Origin of the sequence: Bradyrhizobium sp. NBAIM08 (genome assembly GCF_020193935.1) — a bacterium.
In the GTDB taxonomy this organism is placed as follows: domain Bacteria; phylum Pseudomonadota; class Alphaproteobacteria; order Rhizobiales; family Xanthobacteraceae; genus Bradyrhizobium; species Bradyrhizobium yuanmingense.
This window is the reverse complement of sequence record NZ_JADYVR010000669.1, coordinates 1-423: the sequence shown is the minus strand read 5'-3', so window position 1 is coordinate 423 and position 423 is coordinate 1. Positions and strand designations below refer to the sequence as shown.

The window sequence follows — 423 nt, the reverse complement described above, 5'->3', positions numbered from 1 at the left end:
GCCCCGCGCCGAGCCCGAAGTCCGCGCCCTCGATCGCGTAGATCGCAGCGGATCGCGGCGCTCGGTCGAGCGCGTGCGCGAGCGCGAGTGCCTCCGGCACCCCGAACGCGTGCGTCGACGACCGCAGCGGCGCTCGCAGGAGGTCGGCGCCGTCGCCGAGGCGCAGCACGCTCCCGGCGGCGGCTCCGGAACAAGCGGCGTCGACGAGGACGACGGCGCTCCCCGCGTCCCACAGGTCGAGCAATCGCATGCAGTCGCCCTCGTGCGCGACCGCCCGGACGTCGTCCCCGCAGCGGGCGCGGAGCGCGCTCACGACCTCGAGCCCCGCGCCGTCGTCGCGCCGCCATGGGTTCCCGACGCCGATGACCAGCGGGCTCAGTGCCGCTCGACGTTCAGCGTCAGGAAGTGGGTGGAGCACGAGAT

Annotated in this window: 1 pseudogene; it reads right to left on the bottom strand. The window is 75.2% G+C overall.

Annotation, left to right across the window (positions count from 1 at the left end):
- Positions 1-313: pseudogene (locus tag I6F37_RS41480) on the bottom strand (hydrogenase maturation protease); the annotation flags it as partial.
- Positions 314-423 lie beyond the last annotated feature (110 nt).